This window comes from Cognatishimia activa, from assembly GCF_026016445.1.
GTDB lineage: Bacteria > Pseudomonadota > Alphaproteobacteria > Rhodobacterales > Rhodobacteraceae > Cognatishimia > Cognatishimia activa_B.
On sequence record NZ_CP096147.1, the window covers coordinates 3,029,698 to 3,047,079 of the forward strand.

At 54.1% G+C, this 17,382-nt stretch carries 18 protein-coding genes; 9 read left to right on the forward strand and 9 right to left on the reverse strand.

The features are described from left to right. The first annotated feature begins 45 nt into the window (after positions 1 to 45). Positions 46 to 1,641 (forward strand): phosphoglycerate dehydrogenase, encoded by a 1,596-nt coding sequence (gene serA / locus M0D42_RS15150; protein ID WP_265019438.1) that lies wholly within the window; start codon positions 46 to 48, stop codon positions 1,639 to 1,641. Between the two features lie 378 nt (positions 1,642 to 2,019). Here the strand turns inward: serA and tdh are convergent, their stop codons facing one another. The 6 genes from tdh to M0D42_RS15180 all read right to left on the reverse strand — a co-directional run bounded on the left by tdh (position 2,020) and on the right by M0D42_RS15180 (position 8,217). After that, positions 2,020 to 3,048, reverse strand: coding sequence for an L-threonine 3-dehydrogenase (gene tdh / locus M0D42_RS15155; RefSeq protein ID WP_265021178.1), 1,029 nt, complete (start codon positions 3,046 to 3,048; stop codon positions 2,020 to 2,022). A gap of 14 nt (positions 3,049 to 3,062) precedes the next feature. Beyond that, positions 3,063 to 4,250 (reverse strand): glycine C-acetyltransferase, encoded by a 1,188-nt coding sequence (locus tag M0D42_RS15160; protein WP_265019439.1) that lies wholly within the window; start codon positions 4,248 to 4,250, stop codon positions 3,063 to 3,065. 166 nt (positions 4,251 to 4,416) lie between these two features. Beyond that, positions 4,417 to 4,980: a helix-turn-helix domain-containing protein gene (locus M0D42_RS15165; RefSeq protein ID WP_265019440.1), complete on the reverse strand. Its 564-nt coding sequence runs from the start codon at positions 4,978 to 4,980 to the stop codon at positions 4,417 to 4,419. A gap of 31 nt (positions 4,981 to 5,011) precedes the next feature. Beyond that, positions 5,012 to 5,791 carry a peroxide stress protein YaaA gene (yaaA, locus tag M0D42_RS15170; RefSeq protein ID WP_265019441.1) on the reverse strand — a complete coding sequence of 260 codons (780 nt, stop codon included), beginning with the start codon at positions 5,789 to 5,791 and terminating at the stop codon, positions 5,012 to 5,014. A 31-nt stretch (positions 5,792 to 5,822) separates the two neighbouring features. After that, positions 5,823 to 7,859 carry a DNA helicase RecQ gene (gene recQ / locus M0D42_RS15175; protein ID WP_265019442.1) on the reverse strand — a complete coding sequence of 679 codons (2,037 nt, stop codon included), beginning with the start codon at positions 7,857 to 7,859 and terminating at the stop codon, positions 5,823 to 5,825. A gap of 76 nt (positions 7,860 to 7,935) precedes the next feature. Further along, the gene (locus M0D42_RS15180) at positions 7,936 to 8,217 is read right to left on the reverse strand and encodes a YggT family protein (RefSeq protein ID WP_265019443.1); all 282 of its coding nucleotides are present in this window, start codon (positions 8,215 to 8,217) and stop codon (positions 7,936 to 7,938) included. A gap of 138 nt (positions 8,218 to 8,355) precedes the next feature. Here M0D42_RS15180 and M0D42_RS15185 point away from each other — a divergent pair, with 138 nt between their 5' ends. The 5 genes from M0D42_RS15185 (at position 8,356) to arfB (ending at position 12,924) form a co-directional block, all read left to right on the forward strand. Further along, positions 8,356 to 8,919, forward strand: a complete 564-nt coding sequence (locus M0D42_RS15185) for an acyl-CoA thioesterase (RefSeq protein WP_265019444.1) — start codon at positions 8,356 to 8,358, stop codon at positions 8,917 to 8,919. Positions 8,920 to 8,985: 66 nt separating this feature from the next. Further along, positions 8,986 to 10,374: an MFS transporter gene (locus M0D42_RS15190; RefSeq protein ID WP_265019445.1), complete on the forward strand. Its 1,389-nt coding sequence runs from the start codon at positions 8,986 to 8,988 to the stop codon at positions 10,372 to 10,374. Next, positions 10,350 to 11,261 carry a penicillin-insensitive murein endopeptidase gene (mepA, locus tag M0D42_RS15195; protein ID WP_265019446.1) on the forward strand — a complete coding sequence of 304 codons (912 nt, stop codon included), beginning with the start codon at positions 10,350 to 10,352 and terminating at the stop codon, positions 11,259 to 11,261. Before M0D42_RS15190 ends, mepA begins: the two co-directional genes overlap by 25 nt. Beyond that, positions 11,234 to 12,121, forward strand: coding sequence for an esterase-like activity of phytase family protein (locus M0D42_RS15200; protein ID WP_265019447.1), 888 nt, complete (start codon positions 11,234 to 11,236; stop codon positions 12,119 to 12,121). The genes mepA and M0D42_RS15200 overlap by 28 nt, the downstream gene beginning before the upstream one ends. Before the next feature lie 383 nt (positions 12,122 to 12,504). Then, positions 12,505 to 12,924 (forward strand): alternative ribosome rescue aminoacyl-tRNA hydrolase ArfB, encoded by a 420-nt coding sequence (gene arfB / locus M0D42_RS15205; protein ID WP_265021179.1) that lies wholly within the window; start codon positions 12,505 to 12,507, stop codon positions 12,922 to 12,924. 5 nt (positions 12,925 to 12,929) lie between these two features. On the opposite strand, the gene M0D42_RS15210 is transcribed toward arfB, so the two are convergent. The 3 genes from M0D42_RS15210 to M0D42_RS15220 all read right to left on the reverse strand — a co-directional run bounded on the left by M0D42_RS15210 (position 12,930) and on the right by M0D42_RS15220 (position 14,728). Next, a complete protein-coding gene (locus M0D42_RS15210; RefSeq protein WP_265019448.1) occupies positions 12,930 to 13,670 on the reverse strand; it encodes a sulfite exporter TauE/SafE family protein in 741 nt (246 codons plus the stop codon). 79 nt (positions 13,671 to 13,749) lie between these two features. Continuing rightward, positions 13,750 to 14,454: a winged helix-turn-helix domain-containing protein gene (locus tag M0D42_RS15215; protein ID WP_265019449.1), complete on the reverse strand. Its 705-nt coding sequence runs from the start codon at positions 14,452 to 14,454 to the stop codon at positions 13,750 to 13,752. Continuing rightward, positions 14,426 to 14,728, reverse strand: a complete 303-nt coding sequence (locus tag M0D42_RS15220) for a hypothetical protein (RefSeq protein WP_265021180.1) — start codon at positions 14,726 to 14,728, stop codon at positions 14,426 to 14,428. Before M0D42_RS15220 ends, M0D42_RS15215 begins: the two co-directional genes overlap by 29 nt. A 194-nt stretch (positions 14,729 to 14,922) precedes the next feature. Between M0D42_RS15220 and M0D42_RS15225 the strand changes: the two genes are divergently transcribed. The 3 genes from M0D42_RS15225 (at position 14,923) to M0D42_RS15235 (ending at position 17,343) form a co-directional block, all read left to right on the forward strand. Continuing rightward, the gene (locus M0D42_RS15225) at positions 14,923 to 15,351 is read left to right on the forward strand and encodes a hypothetical protein (RefSeq protein WP_265019450.1); all 429 of its coding nucleotides are present in this window, start codon (positions 14,923 to 14,925) and stop codon (positions 15,349 to 15,351) included. Positions 15,352 to 15,480: 129 nt separating this feature from the next. Beyond that, the gene (locus M0D42_RS15230; RefSeq protein WP_265019451.1) at positions 15,481 to 16,113 is read left to right on the forward strand and encodes a ribonuclease HII; all 633 of its coding nucleotides are present in this window, start codon (positions 15,481 to 15,483) and stop codon (positions 16,111 to 16,113) included. 120 nt (positions 16,114 to 16,233) lie between these two features. After that, positions 16,234 to 17,343: a site-specific DNA-methyltransferase gene (locus tag M0D42_RS15235; RefSeq protein WP_265019452.1), complete on the forward strand. Its 1,110-nt coding sequence runs from the start codon at positions 16,234 to 16,236 to the stop codon at positions 17,341 to 17,343. Positions 17,344 to 17,382: the final 39 nt, after the last annotated feature.

Here is a 17,382-nt window from a genome sequence, read left to right on the forward strand (position 1 = left end):
GTTTGCTGGTTAATTCCGGCACCCCGACAACAAAGGACCAAAACCATGGCCCCTAAAGTACTTGTATCTGACAAACTGTCTGAAACCGCCGTTCAAATCTTCCGCGACCGCGGCATTGATGTTGATTTCATGCCAGACCTTGGCAAAGACAAAGAGAAGCTGGCTGAACTCGTTGGCCAATACGACGGTCTCGCGATCCGCTCTGCGACCAAAGTCACACCGACCATCTTGGAAGCCGCTACCAACCTGAAAGTGGTTGGCCGTGCAGGTATCGGGACCGACAACGTCGACAAAGAAGCCGCGTCCAAAAAAGGTGTGATCGTCATGAACACACCATTTGGCAACATGATCACCACCGCGGAACATGCGATTGCGATGATGTTCGCTGTGGCGCGTCAAATCCCAGAGGCGTCTGAGTCAACTCACGCCGGCAAATGGGAAAAATCCAAGTTCATGGGTGTTGAGCTGACCAACAAGACCCTCGGCGTCATTGGCGCAGGCAACATCGGTGGCATCGTGTGTGACCGTGCGCGTGGCCTTAAGATGAAAGTCATCGCGTTTGACCCGTTCCTGTCTGAAGAAAAAGCGGACAAAATGGGCGTCGAAAAAGTTGAACTCGACGAACTGTTGGGTCGCGCTGACTTCATCACTCTGCACGTGCCATTCATTGCAGGCGTGACCGAAAACATTCTGTCTGCAGAAAACCTTGCGAAAACCAAAAAAGGTGTGCGCATCATCAACTGTGCGCGTGGCGGTCTGGTCGACGAGGCGGCTCTGGCGGAACTGCTGAAATCCGGCCATGTCGCAGGTGCTGCGTTTGACGTATTTGCCGAAGAGCCTGCGAAAGAGAACCCACTCTTCAACTTGCCAAACGTTGTCTGCACACCGCACCTCGGCGCGGCAACAACCGAAGCGCAGGAAAACGTGGCGCTGCAAGTGGCTGAACAGATGTCCAACTACCTGCTGACCGGCGCGGTAGAGAACGCATTGAACATGCCATCCGTTACCGCTGAAGAAGCGAAGGTCATGGGTCCATGGATCAAACTTGCTGATCACCTGGGTGCCTTCGCAGGTCAAATGACCGACGAGCCAATCAAAGCGATCAACATCCTATACGATGGTGTCGTTTCAGAAATGAACCTGGAAGCCCTGAACTGTTCCGTGATCGCTGGGATATTGAAGAAGGCCAACCCCGACGTGAACATGGTGTCTGCGCCTGTTGTCGCGAAAGAACGCGGCATGAAGATCTCCACAACCAATCAGGATAAGTCTGGCACTTTCGACGGCTACATCAAAGTGACCGTAGTTACCGAAAAGCGTGAGCGTTCTGTTGCTGGTACTGTCTTCTCTGATGGCAAACCACGTTTCATCCAGATCAAAGGCATCACTGTGGATGCTGAGATCGGTGCGCATATGCTTTACACCACCAACCGCGACGAACCTGGCATCATCGGTGCTCTGGGTCAGACCATGGGTGCGAACGGCGTAAACATCGCGAACTTCACATTGGGTCGTGCTGACGTCGGTGGCGAAGCGATTGCGTTGCTCTACGTGGATGAACCGGTACCAGCTGAGGCCCGCGCGGCGCTGGCGGAGACTGATCTCTTCACACAGATCAAACCGCTTCAGTTCGACGTTTGATCGCTGAAAAATCTAATTGAAAGAGTCGTCCCTTTGGGGCGGCTCTTTTGTTTAGAGCGCGAGTTTCTGAACAGAAGCCTTTAACTCCCCTTTAACCAAACATCCTGCTTTGCGCCGCAATTGGCGCATGGTTTTGCTCCACCCAAAGCTGCACGGTCAGGTTGTGGGGGCGTGTAAATGTATAGGTGACACATGCAGAAAGCACGTCAAATGCAGACAGCAACACAGGCTTCCGGCGCATTCGAGAAGTTTGTGAGCGCTCAGAAAGAGCAAACTCCAAGCGTGATCCGTTTGATTAATGGGATCGGAGATTCGACGTTGTTTAACAAGTTCAAATACTGAACGAAAATACGGCGGGCTTGGCCCGCCGCATTTCTTTTAGCGCCAATTCAGAACCACTTTGCCCGATCGGCCGGATTGCATAGCCGCGAACCCATCCCGGAAATCATCCACGTCAAAGTTGTGCGTAATCACACGGCTAACATCCAGTCCATTTTGAAGCATGGCAATCATCTTGTACCAGGTCTCAAACATCTCTCGGCCATAGACGCCCTTGATAGTGATGGCCTTGAAAACAATGCGCCCCCAGTTCACAGGGGATTCACCTGGTGGGATGCCAAGCAGCGCAATTTTGCCGCCCATCACCAGTGCCTCAACCATTTGATCCAGAGCTTTCTGGTTTCCCGACATTTCGAGACCAACGTCAAATCCCTGCGTCAAACCAAGTTCGGCGATCACATCATTGAGGTCTTCCTTGGTGACATTCACTGGACGCACAGTTGGCACGACATGTTCGGCAAGCTCCAAGCGATCCTGATTGATATCGGTGATTACCACATTGCGCGCGCCTGCATGGCGTGCGACGGCCGCTGCCATGATGCCAATTGGTCCGGCACCTGTGATCAATACATCTTCGCCAAGCAATTCAAAACTGAGCGCGGTGTGCACAGCATTACCCAGCGGATCAAGGATCGCTCCGATTTCATCCGGAATGTCATCGGGCAGCGGGACCACGTTGAATGCTGGCAACTTCAGATACTGGGCAAAGGCCCCTTGGACATTCACACCAATTCCACGTGTGCCAGGGTCGAGATGAAATTTGCCAGCGCGGCTTTGGCGGCTGTCGGTCTCGATCAGGTGGCCTTCTCCTGAACATCTCTGTCCTACTTTCAGGACATTTACATCGCGACCGACTTCGACGATTTCGCCTGCGAATTCGTGACCGGTAATCATGGGAACTGGCACAGTATGACTGGCCCAATCATCCCAGTTCCAGATGTGAATGTCGGTCCCGCAGATGCCGGTTTTGTTGATCCGGATTAAAACCTCGTCGTCGCCGATTTCCGGCACAGGCGCCTGCACCATCCACAAGCCTTCTTCCGGGCGGGACTTTTCAAGTGCTTTCATTGTGTTTGGCAGGGTCATGATATCACGCCAATGGCTCTGCCGACGTTGCCAAAGGCAGCGAGGGCACGGTCGAGCTCATCCTTGGTTAGGGATGCATTCATCTGAGTACGAATGCGGGCCTGTCCACGCGGAACCACCGGGAAAAAGAAGCCTGACACATAGACGCCTTCGTCAAACAATTGTCGCGCCATTTCCTGCGCGAGCTTCGCATCTCCGAGCATTACCGGAATGATCGCATGTTCACCTTCCAGCAGGTCGAACCCAAGTTTGGTCAGACCTTCGCGCCAGTAACGGGCATTTTCAAACAGTTGCGCCCGTAGATCTTCGCCTTCTTCGACAAGTCGAATGGCTTCGATTCCAGCAGCAACAATGCTTGGCGGCAGCGAGTTGGAGAACAGATAGGGCCGCGCGCGCTGCCGCAGAAGGTCAATCACTGGCTGCGGCCCAGCGATATAACCGCCGATGGCCCCCCCAAGTGCTTTGCCCAACGTCCCTGTCAGAATGTCGACGTCCACGCCGAAGTGATCCGGAGTGCCCGCGCCGCGTGGCCCCATAAAGCCGGTGGCGTGGCAGTCATCGACCATGACGATAGCGTCGTACTCTTTCGCCAATCGCGTGATCTCTGGCAGGTTTGCCAAATATCCGTCCATGGAAAACACACCATCAGTTGCGATCATGATATGGCGCGCGCCTTCATTACGGGCGTGTTTCAGTGTCTCTTCCAGATCGGTCATGTCGCTGTTCATGTAGCGATAGCGTTTCGCCTTGCAGAGACGAATGCCGTCGATGATGGACGCATGGTTCAGGCTGTCAGAGACAATTGCATCTTCCGGCCCGAGTAAGGGTTCAAACAAGCCGCCGTTGGCGTCAAAGCAGGCGGCAAAGAGGATGCTGTCGTCTTTGTTCAGGAACTTGGCGATCCGCTGTTCCAGCTCGCGGTGGATATCCTGCGTGCCACAGATGAAGCGCACCGAGGCCATGCCGAAGCCCTTCGGATCCATCGTATCCTTGGCCGCTTTGATCAGGTCGGGGTGATCCGCCAGTCCGAGGTAGTTGTTGGCACAGAGGTTGATGACCTTGTGATCTCCCACCTCAATCTCTCCCCCCTGAGGGGAGGTGATCATTCGCTCGCGCTTCATCAGACCTTCGGCTTCGATCTGTTCGAGAGTGGCGTTGATATGCGCGATGAATTGATCAGACATGTGCGTGACTCCTTGATTACGGATGCACCTCTACCATAGCGGAAAAAATTCCGGAATAGGGGAATTTCGATATGGCGGAAAACATCCGTAATACTGGAAACTTCATTAGAGCGAAAAAAACCCGCCGGGTCAGGGCGGGTCGATCTCAGCGCTGGTAGGCTTTAGATTAGGCGTTTTGCACAACCAACAATGCACGGGCTGGGCCGTTCATGGCCTCAATCCGATGCGGCACGTCCGCCGCATAACGCGCTGTGTCACCGGCATGCACCTCTTCGGTCGCATTACCCGAGACAACACGGACTCGGCCTTCGATCACGGTCAGATGCTCTCTGGTGCCACGTGCGTGGGCTTTGCTGTCAAGCTGTCCATGGCGCGTAAATCGCAGGTCATAGAGCTCGTGATGACCCGCGTCTTCAGGTGGAGAGAGGATGCGAATGTTGCAGCCTTCGCCACGGTTTTCGATAGAAGGCGTATTAGCGGCGCGCAGAACCTCGACGCGATCAACGGCTTCGCCATCTTCTAGGAGCCCCGCGAAATCCACCTGCAATGCACGCGTCAGATTCCAGAGTGTCGCAATCGTTGGGCTGCTTTCACCGCGTTCAATCTGGCTGACCATGGAACGTGAGACGCCAGACAGTTTCGCAACAGCGTCCAGTGATAGTCCTTGCGCGCGGCGGGCATCCTTCAGGCGGGCAGGAAGGAGGTTGAGAATTTCGCTATCGGTATTCATGCCTATGACCTGCCCGCTTGGCGCGTATGTGTCAACTCGCGGTTTCAGGATAGTCTCGCAGGAAAACCCACTTATCACCTTCGCTCATCTCAGGCTGGTATGCATAGCCGCCAAGATCGAAGTCTTTGATACCTTCGGCCTCGGTCAAACGGTTCTGGATGATGAAGCGCGCCATGCTGCCACGGGCCTTTTTGGCAAAAAAGCTGACGATCTTTGGTTGCCCGTTTTTGAGTTCCATGAAAACCGGGGTGATCACTCGCAACTTCAGGCGTTTCAGGTCAACAGCGCCGAAATATTCCTGAGAGGCGCAGTTGATCAATGTCTCGGTGCCGATCTCCTCGGCCTGAGCATTCAGGTTCTTGGAGAGTGTGTCGCGCCAGAATTCATAGAGGTTCTTACCGCGGCGGGTTTTTAAACGGCTTCCCATTTCAAGACGGTAAGGCTGAATCGCATCAAGCGGACGCAAAACGCCATATAGGCCTGACAGAATACGTAGGTGGTCCTGCGCCCAGGTCATTTCATCCTGATCAAGCGACTTGGCTTCCAGACCAATGTAAGTGTCCCCCGCAAACGCATAAGCCGCTGGACGGGTTGCATAGGTATCAGGCTCCATCTCGAAGGCTTTGAACCGGTCCCGGTTCAGCTTTGCCAAATCCGGGCTGAGGTCCATCAGTTTTTGCAGATTGCCGAGCGTTAAATTGCGCGCTGTTTTCACGAGCTTTTCGGCCTCGTCGTGCAGGGCCGGCGTGGTTGTCTCGGTTGCGACGGGATCCCAATCCAGGCGCTTGGCCGGGGAAACGACGACTAACATGGCTGCTCCTTCACCTCTGGTTTCATGAGACTTAGTCCGCGTTGTGCAGGACGTCCAGAAATGCTGTTGCAAATCGTTGTGAACGTTTGTCGCCCAGCAGGCGTTGCATGGCGCTTTCGTCCGATGGACGCATCTCGGCGACTTTTGCGAGCAGTGATGCAGAACAGGTCAGAGGCTTGTCGATACCCTCTGGTCCGCGCGCCAGATCGGCTTGGGCTTCCAGCAGGCGGTCATAGACATCGCCCGCCTGACGACCGGCCAGTTTGCGACGGCTTGGATGCACAGCTTCGGCTTCACCATTGATGACTTCCAGAAAGGCATCGCCATAGCGGTCGAGTTTCTTTGCGCCGACGCCACCGACCCGCGCCATGTCGTCAAGCGACGAGGGGCGGGTTTCGGCCATTTCAATCAGCGTGCGATCGTTGAAGATAACGTAAGCCGGGACCTTAGCGGCCTCAGCCAGCGCACGGCGTTTGGCTTTCAGGGCGGAAAGCAACGGCGCATCTTCTTCGTTCACCAGTGCTTTTACAGCCGGGCGACGAGTGGCCTTGCGGATACTGTCTTTGCGCAGCTGGATCGAGGCTTCGCCCCGCAGGATCGGTAGCGCATCATCGGTCATACGCAGGGCGCCGTGGCGTTCCGGATCGGGCCGGATCAGGTCATGTCCCATCATCTGGCGGAACACGGCTTGCCACTGCCGTTTGTCAAATTCCTTGCCGACGCCGAATGTCGGCAGTGCATCGTGGCCCTTCTGGCGCATACGGTCGGTTTCATTGCCCAAGAGCACATCAATGAGGTGTCCAGAGCCAAACCATTCCCCGGTGCGCAGGATGGCTGAAAGCGCTTTGCGTACACCTTCGGTGCCGTCAAAGACTTCGGCGGGCGTGTCGCAGAGATCACATTTCCCGCAGGTGACCTGGGTTTCTCCGAAATACCGCAGCAAAGTGGAGCGGCGGCAATGCAGTGCTTCTGCCAGACCCAAAAGCGCGTTTAGGCGTGCATGATCTGCGGCACGGCGTTCGGGTGGGGCGAGGCCTTCGTCGATTTGCGAGCGGCGCAGGCGGATGTCTTCAGGACCAAACAATGTGAGTGTTTCCGCAGGCGCGCCATCCCGGCCCGCACGGCCGATTTCCTGATAATAGGATTCGATGGATTTCGGCAGATCCGCATGCGCGACCCAGCGGATGTCGGGCTTGTCGATGCCCATGCCAAAAGCAACCGTTGCCACGACGATCAGCCCGTCTTCGCGCTGGAATCGGGTCTCGACCCAGCGGCGGTCGTCAGGGTCCATGCCGCCATGATAGTGGTCTGCGGAATGACCTGCATCGCGTAGCGCTTTCGCCAGGGCTTCGGTTTTAGCGCGTGTACCACAGTAGACGATGCCTGATTGGCCTTTGCGCGCATCGGCGAAATCTAGAATCTGTTTGCGCGGGCTGTCTTTGGCCGCGAAAGCCAGATGAATGTTGGGCCGGTCAAACCCGTGCAGGAAGGTTTCCGGTGCTTCGCCGTCAAACAAACGATGCACGATTTCTTCACGGGTCTCTTTGTCAGCGGTCGCAGTGAACGCCGCCACCGGCACGTCGAGCGTGCGGCGCAGCTCTCCAATACGTAGATAATCCGGGCGGAAATCATGACCCCATTGGCTGACGCAATGGGCTTCGTCGACAGCAATCATCGAGACGCCAATCCGACGTAACATGCCAAGAGCAGCACCAGACGCCAGTCGCTCTGGCGCGATGTATAGGAGTTTCAGGCGGCCTGTTTCGATGGCCTCCCAGACTTCGGCGGTTTCTTCTTCGGTGTTCCCTGAGGTCAAAGCGCCTGCTTCAACGCCAGCCTCCCGCAGGGCGCGGACTTGATCACGCATCAAGGCGATCAGAGGCGAGATCACAACAGTGATCCCGTCTCGCATCAAAGCTGGCAGTTGGAAACAGAGTGACTTACCGCCACCTGTGGGCATGATCGCAAGAACGTTTTGTCCGGCGGCGACGGCATCCACGATCTCTTCCTGGCCGGGTCGAAACCCGTCAAACCCAAAGATGTCGCGCAAAAGCGATGCGGCGGCCATGATGTTTCCTGCGATGAAGTCTGCTCGTTCGCAGGAAATGAATCACATACCGCGGGTTGCAGCAAGGTTAATGGGCTTAGAAAAAGACCTGCGGCACCACAAAGTCACGTAGCCAGATCACCAGAATGAAAACCACCAGCGGCGCGAGGTCCAGCGGGTTGGTATTTGGCAGAACGTTGCGGACAGGGCGATAGACCGGCTCTAGCAGGCGGTTCAATCCATACCAGATTTGGGCAACCAGCTGCTGGTGCAGATTCAGAACATTAAAGTTGATCAGCCAGCTCATGATGATGTGGATCAGCATGATGAAGAACATGGCGTTCAGCACGAGCATAAAAAGGGCACCAATTGCGGCCACGACGATCACTCCTTTGATTTCCTGAGCACACAGTTAAGCGTCGTGACGTCAAATCACAAGATGCCGCGAGGTCAACGGAGCTCATCGGTTGACGTGCAACACGAGCGTGTCGATGTGTGGGAGCGAAGGAGTGTATCCGTGTATCCGTATTTGCGTATGATTTGGGGCTGGCAGCGTGCAAAGAGTCAGCCGAAGTTGGCGGTAAATGCCATGCATGTGTCAAGCCACCGGTGCTGGCCGCAGGACATCGACATGTGGATGGAACTCAACAACGGCCGTACCCTGACGATATATGATCTTGGCCGCATCCCGATGGGCGTTCGGGTGGGGCTCATGGACGCCTTGAAACGAGAGCGTTGGGGGCTGACTGTTGCGGGAAGTGTTGTTCGCTATCGCCGGCGGATTCTGCCGTTTGAGAAATTCGAAATGCGCAGCCGTGGACTATTTTGGGACGACAAGTTTTTCTACGTTGAACAGTCAATTTGGAAAAAGAGCGGCGAATGCGCCAATCACGCGGTGTTCCGGACTGCGATAACGGACAAGTCTGGTATTGTTCCCCCAGATCGTGTGCTAGCCGCTTTGGGGCATGAAGGCCCGTCCCCCCTCGCACCAGAGTGGGTACAGCAATGGTTGAAAGCCGAAGAAATGCGACCTTGGCCACCAATGCAGGATTTGCCGATGCAGCAAGAGAAAGCCGCTTAAGACAAGGAATTGCTTGCGCAGACTGCGTTACCCTGCGTAAGTCGGTTCAGACATTTGGGGATTGTCATGACCGCGATTTCGACGCGCCGGCGTATTTGGGGCTGGTTCTTTTTTGACTGGGCGAGCCAGCCTTATCACACACTTCTTCTGACCTTTATCTTTGGCCCCTATATCGCTGGTGTTGCCGCAGAAACCTTCATCGCTGATGGCGCATCAGAAGAGGCGGCGAAGGCTCAGGCCCAGACGCTTTGGTCCACCATGCTGACAATTGCCGGTTTGATCATCGGACTTTCTGCCCCAATTCTTGGAGCACTCGCTGATACCACTGGTCGCCGCAGGCCTTGGATCTCGACCTTTTCACTGATGTATGTTGTCGGCGCGGCATCGCTTTGGTTTGCTGTGCCTGATGGATCTAATCTCATCCAGATGTTGGTGCTTTTTGCGGTGGGCTTTATAGGTGCCGAGTTTGTTCTGATATTCATAAATGCCCAGCTGCCCAGCCTTGGGAGTGATCAGGAAGTTGGAAAGATCTCTGGGTCTGGCTTTGCTTTTGGATACTTGGGCGGCTTCCTTGCTCTGCTGATCTTACTCGCATTCTTTGCGGAACAGGGAAATGGCAAGACGTTGCTTGGGATGGATCCTGCCTTTGGGTTGGATGCAAATGCCAAGGAAGGCACACGCGCGGTTGGGCCCATTGTCGCGATTTGGTTTGCGGTTTTCATGGTGCCTTATTTCCTTTGGGTCAAAGATGATGCGCCAAAGGCTGATCGGATTAATTTTGCAAAGGCTATGAGCCAGCTTTCAGGCTCCATTCGGGCTTTGCGCAAGCGCGTTTCACTCGCGTCCTACCTCGGCTCTTCCATGTTTTACCGGGATGCCCTTGGCGGCCTTTACGGATTTGGTGGCACTTATGCGCGGTTGGTGCTGGACTGGAGCATCGTGCAGATCGGGGTTTTCGGTATCATCAGCATTATCGCGGCAGCCATCTTTAGCTGGCTCGGAGGCAAGGCAGATTTCAAACGCGGTCCGAAGCCCGTCATCAAGTTTTGTATCTGGATGCTGATCGCCGTCTGTATTGTCGTAGTCAGCATGGATCGGACGCAAATCTTCGGGATGGCCTTGGCTGAGGGCTCGTCTATCCCTGATCTGGTCTTCTATGGCTGCGGTATCTTGATCGGCGGCATGGGCGGTATTTTGCAATCAGCAAGCCGCTCGTTGATGGTGCGCCATTCTGATCCTGACAATCCGACCGAGAGCTTTGGCCTTTTTGGGTTGTCTGGCCGCGCAACCGCATTCTTGGCGCCTGCATCCATCGGTGCTGTGACAGCGATGACCGAAAGCGCACGGATCGGCATATCGCCGCTTATCGTTCTCTTTCTTTTAGGACTGTTTCTGCTACGCTGGGTGAAACCAGAGGGGGACCGAGCAGAATGGGACGCATCCTCGCAATCATAGGCCTATTGGCGACACTTTCGGCTTGCAAGACTGAAACGGAAACGACCCGCGTGTCGACGCGTCAGGCGATTCCGGCATCTATGCAGGGTGTCGAAGCCAAGCAATTATTTGGTGCACATCAACAGGGATCGGCTCAGTCAGCGTTGCCCTTTGGGAGCTACGCCAAGGGCTGTATGGCAGGCGGTGCCATGTTGCCTGAGACCGGGCCAACTTGGCAGGCCATGCGATTGTCGCGCAACCGCAACTGGGGGCATCCTGAAACCATAGATTTCATCAAGAAGCTCTCCGCCAAAGCTGCGCGCCAATCAGGCTGGGAAGGGCTTTATATCGGAGACATCAGCCAACCACGTGGCGGGCCGATGCTGACGGGGCATCGCAGCCACCAGATAGGTATGGATGTCGATATCTGGATGTTGCCACCCAAACGTCTAGACCTGACGCGCGCAGAGCGTGAAGCAATCAGCTCGATCAGCATGCGTCGCGCCAATGGGGCATATGTAAATAGCAGCTGGACCAAGCAGCACCATGCGATCTTGAAAGCTGCGGCTGAAGACCCGCGCACGGCACGGATTTTTGTCTTCCCCGGTGCAAAGGTTCAGATGTGCAAAGATGAAAAAGGCGATCGGACTTATCTGCGCAAAATTCGCCCTTGGTGGGGGCACCACTATCACTTCCATGTACGACTGAGTTGCCCGGCAGGCGCAGTCGATTGCGTGAACCAAGCCGCTCCGCCAGCAGGTGACGGATGTGATGACGCGCAGGTTTGGGTGAACAACATCTTGAATCCGCCACCACCGGACCCAAATGCACCTAAGCCCAAACCAAGAAAAGAACTCACAGTCGCGGATCTACCAAACCAATGCGTAAACGTCTTGCAATCGCGCTAGGCACAGCCCTTTTGATCGGCTGGCAAGTGAGCGCCACACCACAGGGTGTGGCGCAACTCGTATCTGCTGTGAAATGGGATCAACCAGAAGACTGGTTCGGTGGATTTTCCGGTATCGAAGTGGCTGCTGATGGCGTGAGTTTCACAGCTCTCAGCGATAGCGGCACTTTGGTGAGAGGCGTCTTTGAGCGTGTGTCCGGGGCCATACAATCTGTGCAGATTTTGCGATCGGATGACGTTCAGGACCGACAGGGCAAAATCGTAAAGCACTATAGAAGGGACACGGAAGGGTTGGCGATTCAACCGGATGGGCGCCTTTTTATTTCATTTGAAGGGCGCCATCAGGTTTTCTCTTATGATCGTCCAGGTGGGCGTGGGACCGGGCTTAACCGCCACGCTGACTTCACGAAAATGGAGAATAATGGCTCATTAGAAGCTCTGGCGATCGATCAGGATAACCGTCTTTATACCATGGCGGAGACCCCCCTTTCTGAATGGGATGGCCTGCCGGTTTATCGTTTCTCCATGGAAAATTGGGTGCACGCTTTCACGCTTCCTGAACGAAATGGCTTTAAACCCGTTGGCGCTGATTTCGGGCCCGATGGGAAATTCTATGTGCTTGAACGGAAGTTCAATGTGATTGGATTTAGCTCGCGCGTTAGGCGGTTTGATATTTCCGGAAATGAGGTTTCTGGTGAAGAGACGTTATTACGAACAACGACTGGGACGCATGACAATCTCGAAGGTCTCGCAGTCTGGGAAGATGAAGATGGGCAAGTGCGCCTGACAATGATCTCTGACGACAATTTCATGTTCTATCAACGAACAGAAATCGTCGAATATTTGGTGCCTGCTTCCTGAAGTGCGCCGGAAAGTGGTTAGAAAGTAACCGATTTGTTAAGGTCTGCTTAAGGCCCGGTTAATCTTGTGGTCTCCCTCAGCATTTTGCGAAAGCTTCACAAAAAACCACATGATTTTGTTTTGACATATGAGAAATCTATGGCAGGCTGAAGGTACGCGAAATCATTGAAAGGAGGTGCCCATTGTCTAGAGAAGGAATGGAGAAAGGTGTCGGAACAGTTTGGGAGGACTGCAGCTAGGGCAGCCCTTAGCTAGCAAAAAACCTAAATTGGTGCCCGCCTAACCGGCGCACCTCCTCAAATCTCGAAGGGCTGTTCCCGCGCGTGGAACAGCCCTTTTCGTTTGCGCTTTTCGTTCAACAAGAAATCCACCATTCTGCCACCATGTTAGAGATCAACGAAACCATCACCATTCAGGATTGGGAACTGACGGAACAGTTCGTGCGGGCCTCTGGGCCGGGTGGTCAGAATGTGAATAAGGTTTCGACAGCTGTTGAGCTGCGGTTTGAAGCAGAGAGATCTCCGAATATCCCTGGACCGGTGAAGAACCGGCTGAAGAGATTAGCTGGGCGGCGCTGGACCAAAGAGGGCGCGTTGATCATTCAATGTGATGAGACCCGTAGCCAAGCGCGGAACCGCGAATTAGCGCGTGAACGTCTGGTGGAGCTGGTCCGAAAAGCCCTCGTAAAGCCAAAGCGCAGGATTGCTACAAAGCCCACTTACGGCAGCAAACAGCGGCGGCTTAAAGCCAAGAAGGAGCGCGGCGAGGTGAAGGCGCTACGTGGAAAAGTGCGGGATGATTAGGCTGGTTAGCCGAAGAATACATCGTAGAAGAGCTTGAGTGATACAATGCCGAGCGCGATCTCGATGATCAGATAGAAGAGCCGTTCGGAGATTGATTTAATCACGACAGAACCGCTCCAGGCTCCCAATAAAGCGAACGGTGCCAGCCATAAGGCATCAAGAAAACTGGTCCATGTGATTTGACCCGCCAGAATATAAGGCGGAACTTTCATCAGATTGATGGCTGTAAAGAGAATGGTTGTGGTGCCCAGGTAGACCATTTTGTCGAGCTTTTGGGGCAATACATAGGTCTGATAGGGCGGACCGCCGGCATGTGAGATGTAGCTGGTCAGCCCAGCGAGCGCCCCCCAGAAAACACCCCGAGGTACATCGGCTTCACGTTTGGGGGGCTCGTTTTTGGTCAGGCGCTTATACAGCAAATTGGCCAGATAAGAGGCGCCGATAATAGCCACCAGCAATTTCACGAGGTTTTCAGGCAAGATCGAAACGGAGTTGTATCCGATCAAAATGCCACCTGCCGCAGCCGGCAGTAGGATTTTCAGATTTCGAACCGAGAAGGCTTTGCGGAACAGATAAATCGCGTAGCAATCTGACAGCACATATAGCGGCAGCAACAATCCTGCAGCCAATGCTGGGTCCATGAACAATGACATCAGCGGAACGGAAAGGATGGCAATCACTGGGACGCCGCCTTTGGAAAGACCAAGCAAATAGGCGGCCAGAGCCGCTGCAATCCAAAATTCCAAAGGATGCCCCTCGTTTAATACATGAAATCCTTATGACCTCAGGTCGTGACCGGCAAGTGTGGAAGTGATCAGGTTTATGTCACAGCACCCGAATGACGTCTTTGTCGATCCCAAGCATGTAGCCGCGACGGGCAATGTTTTTCACGAGAAGCTCGCTGACCATCTGATTGCCGAGGCTGTCCCGCAGGCGCTTGATCCGGGTCGCACCTGCGGCCTCTTCGCAATCTGCCTCGATTTTTCCAGAGATGATGGCTTCGATCGCAACACCGCTCAGAACTTCATCGTCCATCCGAGCCTCCGCCAAGATGGAGAGTGTCTCCATGGCGGCATCGGTTAGCTTGAAGCCCATATTGTTGAGGTAGACCTTTTTTTCATCTCGGCTGATCAGTAGCGAATTCACCTGAATGCCTGAACGCTCAATTTGCGCCATACGACGGTTCATGGTGATCAGCATCACTAGAAAGATCAGCGCAGCGATCATCATGCCGGTGGCAAAGATCAAAAGCACAAAGATGACCATGCGGTAGCTGGATAGAATTTCTGCAAAGCTGGTACCGGACTGAGCCAGGATCTCCAGAAGCTTCAATTCAGCTTGCGTGGTGAGATCATCATTTTCGATGAACAGTCGCTCGACACGGGAATTGAAGGCATTGGCGTCTGGTAATGTCAGAAGCAAGACAACCCCGGCCCCAAGCAAAATGGCCACGATGGCGATGATGCCAAACGTGACCACGCGGCTGCCAATCTGGCGAGCCTCAATAGCGGAGGTAGAACTGTCCTGCATCTGCTTTCCTTCCTTCAAGTCCGGATGAGTCAAAGACTGACAGAACATTTAGCAAAACCCAACCATTGGCACTGAGACGCCCAGCAAGTTGCTGTTGCGCATTCGCCTTTTGGCAGGCTCCGCTGACGGTCGCGACACCGTAGTGTAAACGCAAGGGATTATTCTGTTTGGCTTTGTAATCCGCAAAACAATCCTGGGCCGCAACGGGTGTCGTCAGAGCTAAGCTCCATCCAAGAATAAGCGCGGAAAGCGTTTTGATCACAGGTTTTCTCATAGTGTTCACTCTGCTGTGAAGTGGCGAGATATTCAATAACAACAAGCATTTCCGGGCGTGATATCCAATAACAATGCCGCGTTATTGCCTGACTTTTGCAGGCTGGCCCAGTGTGAACCCATCACATTCGCAACACCAGCGAAACACGGAATCACACCTGTCCGTCGTTGGACTTGAAAGAAAGGCTCGCTGCCATGTCACGTACATTCATAAAAACTGTCCTGATCGCCGCTGTCACGGTGACAGGTATCTCCCTTGCAACTGCGTCCCCTGCGAAAGCGGGTAACGATGATCTCGCGAAATTCCTCTTTGGGGCCACCGCGCTCATTATCATTGGCAAAGCGATAAGTGATAACGAGGCAAAAGCCGCACCTGTTTACAAATCCAAACCAAAACCGCGTCCACGTTTTACGAAAGCGCTGCCTGGAAAGTGTCTGCGCCGCTATAACACTTGGGATGGCCGGGTGCGTATGATGGGCAACCGCTGCCTCGAAAACAATTATCGCTTCACACACCGTTTGCCGAACAGCTGCCGCACACGTGTGCGTACCGACAATGGTATGCGCCGCGGATATCAAATGCGCTGCCTGCGTAACAACGGCTTCTACATCGCAAACCGGTAATACGGTCGAGCACAGGAGCAGGCTACACGCATCCCCAGACTGTTCCGAAGAACCGGCGCCTCACGGCGTCGGTTTTTTCTGCGCCTATTTATCTTGCATGCATTGGGTACATGCGCTTTGTGAAAGATTATGACCAAACCTGATTATGAATTGGAAAAGCTCGCCATTTTTCGAGGTGCAACCTCGGTGGCAGGTGTTGACGAAGTGGGAAGGGGGCCATTGGCTGGTCCTGTTATGGCGGCGGCGGTGGTCTTGCGGCCTGATCGCATTCCAGAGGGGCTCAATGATTCTAAGAAATTGGGCATTAGGAAACGTGAGTTGCTCTATGAGCAGATACTAGAGGTGGCAGATGTTGGGTTTGGCGAAGCCTCAGTTGAGGAGATCGATGAGATCAACATCCTGCAAGCCAGCCTGCTTGCCATGCAGCGCGCGGTGCACAATCTGACATCACCGCCCGATTATGCGCTTGTTGATGGGAAATTCATTCCCAAGGGTCTGAACATTCCGGCCGAAGGAATTGTGAAGGGAGACGCAAAAAGTGTTTCAATTTCAGCGGCTTCGATTGTGGCGAAAATAAGGCGCGACCGCGAAATGGAGTCTTTGGCGCAACAGTTTCCCGGATATGGGTGGGAACGAAATGCCGGATATCCGACAAAAGAGCATCGCGAAGCTATCCACAGGCTGGGGATAACACCACATCATCGCCGTTCATTTAAGCCGATACACAACATATTGTATCAAGGAAAAAACATAACTTCCTGATTCAAAATATAAATTGACCTCGAATCCAGTTTCGTCGATCCTGTGGATAACCAAGAGCACAAAAGTGCCGGTTATTAAAAATTGAGCCGAAAAATCGGCCTACGCTACTGAGGCAGTAAAATGACGAAATCCAAGAAAAAGGGCGCGGCTGCGCTCCCTTTAAACACGATCCTTGATGGTGACTGCATCGAAGTGATGAACAGTCTGCCAGAAAACTCGGTCGACCTGATCTTTGCGGATCCTCCCTACAACTTGCAGCTCAAAGGTGACCTGCACCGTCCGGACAATTCCAAAGTGGATGCCGTAGATGATGAGTGGGATCAGTTTTCGTCCTTCGCAGCCTATGACAAATTTACCAAGGAATGGCTGGCCGCAGCGCGTCGTCTGCTGAAGCCAACCGGCGCGATCTGGGTGATCGGCAGCTACCATAATGTCTTCCGCATGGGCGCGGAATTGCAGAACCAAGGTTTCTGGATTTTGAACGACGTTGTTTGGCGCAAGTCGAACCCAATGCCGAACTTCCGGGGCAAGCGTTTCACCAATGCGCATGAAACCATGATTTGGGCGTCCAAATCCGAAGGCTCCAAGTACACCTTCAACTACGAAGCGCTGAAGGCGCTGAACGAAGGCGTGCAAATGCGTTCGGACTGGGTGCTTCCGATCTGCACCGGTCATGAACGCCTGAAGAACGAAAACGGCGAAAAAGCCCATCCGACGCAAAAGCCAGAGAGCCTTTTGCATCGCGTTCTGATTGGTTCGACCAACGAGGGTGATGTGGTTCTGGACCCATTCTTTGGTACGGGCACCACAGGTGCTGTCGCGAAGATGTTGGGTCGGAACTTCATCGGCATTGAGCGTGAAGAAGAATACCGCAAGGTGGCCGGTGCACGCATCAAATCCGTCAAGAAATACGACAAGGAAGCTCTGGAAGTTTCCACATCCAAAAGGGCGCAACCGCGTGTCCCTTTTGGTCAGCTCGTCGAGCGCGGCATGCTGCGTCCTGGCGAAGAACTGACCTCGATGAACGGACGTTACAAAGCGAAAGTGCGCGCCGACGGCACGCTCGTTGGCAAAGACGTTAAAGGCTCTATCCACCAGGTCGGCGCAGCCTATGAAGGCGCCCCAAGCTGCAACGGCTGGACCTACTGGACCTACAAGAAAGAAGGAAAGAAGGTTCCGATTGACCTTCTGCGTCAGGAAATCCGCGAGGAAATGGCGCGACCGAACTAGCCGTCAGATCACAGGAAAACCTTGGCAGGGCGAAACCGC

Coding starts and splice junctions, on each gene's coding strand:
- serA (WP_265019438.1), top strand. CDS start 46: ATGGCCCCTAAAGTACTTGTATCTGACAAACTGTCTGAAACCGCCGTT.
- tdh (WP_265021178.1), bottom strand. CDS start 3,048: ATGAAAGCACTTGAAAAGTCCCGCCCGGAAGAAGGCTTGTGGATGGTG.
- M0D42_RS15160 (WP_265019439.1), bottom strand. CDS start 4,250: ATGTCTGATCAATTCATCGCGCATATCAACGCCACTCTCGAACAGATC.
- M0D42_RS15165 (WP_265019440.1), bottom strand. CDS start 4,980: ATGAATACCGATAGCGAAATTCTCAACCTCCTTCCTGCCCGCCTGAAG.
- yaaA (WP_265019441.1), bottom strand. CDS start 5,791: ATGTTAGTCGTCGTTTCCCCGGCCAAGCGCCTGGATTGGGATCCCGTC.
- recQ (WP_265019442.1), bottom strand. CDS start 7,859: ATGGCCGCCGCATCGCTTTTGCGCGACATCTTTGGGTTTGACGGGTTT.
- M0D42_RS15190 (WP_265019445.1), top strand. CDS start 8,986: ATGACCGCGATTTCGACGCGCCGGCGTATTTGGGGCTGGTTCTTTTTT.
- mepA (WP_265019446.1), top strand. CDS start 10,350: ATGGGACGCATCCTCGCAATCATAGGCCTATTGGCGACACTTTCGGCT.
- M0D42_RS15200 (WP_265019447.1), top strand. CDS start 11,234: ATGCGTAAACGTCTTGCAATCGCGCTAGGCACAGCCCTTTTGATCGGC.
- arfB (WP_265021179.1), top strand. CDS start 12,505: ATGTTAGAGATCAACGAAACCATCACCATTCAGGATTGGGAACTGACG.
- M0D42_RS15215 (WP_265019449.1), bottom strand. CDS start 14,454: ATGCAGGACAGTTCTACCTCCGCTATTGAGGCTCGCCAGATTGGCAGC.
- M0D42_RS15220 (WP_265021180.1), bottom strand. CDS start 14,728: ATGAGAAAACCTGTGATCAAAACGCTTTCCGCGCTTATTCTTGGATGG.
- M0D42_RS15225 (WP_265019450.1), top strand. CDS start 14,923: ATGTCACGTACATTCATAAAAACTGTCCTGATCGCCGCTGTCACGGTG.
- M0D42_RS15230 (WP_265019451.1), top strand. CDS start 15,481: ATGACCAAACCTGATTATGAATTGGAAAAGCTCGCCATTTTTCGAGGT.
- M0D42_RS15235 (WP_265019452.1), top strand. CDS start 16,234: ATGACGAAATCCAAGAAAAAGGGCGCGGCTGCGCTCCCTTTAAACACG.